The sequence below is a fragment of the Marinagarivorans sp. genome, from assembly GCF_982758155.1.
On record NZ_CEXWTU010000411.1, the window covers coordinates 1 to 2,061 of the forward strand.

General features: G+C 43.1%; 1 protein-coding gene. It reads left to right on the top strand.

Annotation, left to right across the window (positions count from 1 at the left end; genetic code table 11):
- Positions 1-653: 653 nt before the first annotated feature.
- Positions 654-2,021: a tetratricopeptide repeat protein gene (locus tag AC3A8L_RS21495; protein WP_487964324.1), complete on the top strand. Its 1,368-nt coding sequence runs from the start codon at positions 654-656 to the stop codon at positions 2,019-2,021.
- Positions 2,022-2,061: the final 40 nt, after the last annotated feature.

The following is a 2,061-nucleotide window of genomic DNA, read 5'->3' on the forward strand; positions in this document are numbered from 1 at the left end:
GAGAAAACAGGCGCCTTCGTCTAATTGGACAAACTATTATTGCCTCGCCCCTAACAATCTTGTTTTCAGATGATTTCAGCGATTAACCCAAGGCTTACAACCACGCCTATCGCATACCCTTGATTACACCAAGAGCCTCCGCTCTGGCCATTTGGCAAAGCGTTCGAGATGGCGCCAAGAATAGCCACGGAAAGCCTACGCGGTAGAATTCGACAAAGAACTACTCGAGCTAGATGAGCTATTTGCGCTGCAGCACACCGAACCACGGTAAAAAGCACTATAAATCGACCGATGAATTCACTTCCTAGCAATCACAATGAAAGGCAATGTCAGTTTATTTTCAATCTAAGGGACGAGGCAGTAATACTTTATCCAATAATACTGGTTTCCTGCTTCCTCAGCTGCGTTGCTCGAAGCGTTACAGGCCCAGGCATGCGCCTCTTCGAGCGCCTTGCTGAAAAAACAGGACCCTGCGTCTAATTTGGACAAACTATTATTGCCTCGCCCCCAATACTATTTTAGGTTCTCATTACCCGTTATTAAGATCGATTTGTATATCCACCTAACTACCGCTAGTGTTTAAGGGTATTGAGGCAAAGATATAACTTATTTTTATATCTTTGCGAATCAACAACTATTATGCAGAAGCCATAATGCAGCCATATCTATACCGTTTTTTTGCTTTTATAGCGCTACCACTCTACTGCATACCACATTGCAATGTGGTTTATGCCGCGCCGCCCCTAAGCCACCCCACCACATCAAGCTATGCGCCGCTGCATAGCACACTGACTCAGCTTATTCGCTTAGGTCAATATAAAGAAGCCTTTACACTAGCCAATCAACAAGTTGCAGAGTTTGGTGGAGACCCAAACTTTGATTTTATTTTAGGGGTTGCTGCACTCAAGGCAGGAGAATACCAGCATGCGGTATTTGCCTTTGAGCGCGTCCTGATTATTAAACCAAAAGAGGAGGTTGCACGATTCAACCTTGCTACTGCATATTTTCATATCGATAATTTTGCTGCGGCTAAAAGGGAATTACAGATTTTAAGTTTATCGACAAAAGAGCCCTACTTAATCACAGGCGCAAGAAAATATACGGCGTTGATAGAGCGTATTGAAAATAGCAGACGCCGATCATTAAAAAATATCGTGGGAATATCAGCTGGCTACGATAGCAATATTAATAGCGGCTCTACCATAGATGATTTTATCCATCCATTATTGACTCAACGAATTCAACTCTCTGAGGATGGGAAAGAGACCTCCGATACGGCAACCTACTTCAACTATCAATTGCATTATAAGGACACAATCAATCAACAGCGTTTGCTACTCGGTAGTATTGTTGTATCACATACCGATTATCACGAGCATAAGAACAAACAGTTTCAAAATTCGGCCGCTCAGATCACAGGGAGAATTCAAGACGAGTGGGCAGATGGCAGGCCCTTTCAAGTGGGAGTTTACTATGGGTCCTTGTGGTTAGACGATTCGCTGTATCGCAAACAATATGGCGTGGATGCCAATACACGCTGGTCTATTGCCAAACCGCTAATGGTTGCTGTGCAAGCAAGCTTAGGAAAATCGAGCAATACAGTCAATAAAGCGCTGGATTCTATCGATACCTCCCTTGGGATCAATGCGCAACATCATCGAGGACGGTGGCTTAATCAACTCAGTGCAAACTATAGCGATATTCGTACTACACAAAGTAATAGCGAACACAATGCATATCACGTTTTCTTGCTGCAATACCAGACAGGTTACACCCTAACTAAACACCAGCAAATTATGCTAAACATACAGTCTCTTCATTATTCGTACCAAGATGTGCACCCTTTTTGGCTACAAACCCGCGCTGACGAATTATTAAGAACAGGATTCAGCTGGCGATATATAACTGACAATGGCTTTGTTTGGACCATCAATGCCAAACACTCCAACAAAGAAAGCAACATACCCTTATACCAATACCGAAAAAATGATTTTTCGCTGGGGTTCTCGACCGTTTTTTAATAAGGGGCGAGGCAATAATAGATTATCCAATTAGGCGAAG

Coding starts and splice junctions, on each gene's coding strand:
- AC3A8L_RS21495 (WP_487964324.1), top strand. CDS start 654: ATGCAGCCATATCTATACCGTTTTTTTGCTTTTATAGCGCTACCACTC.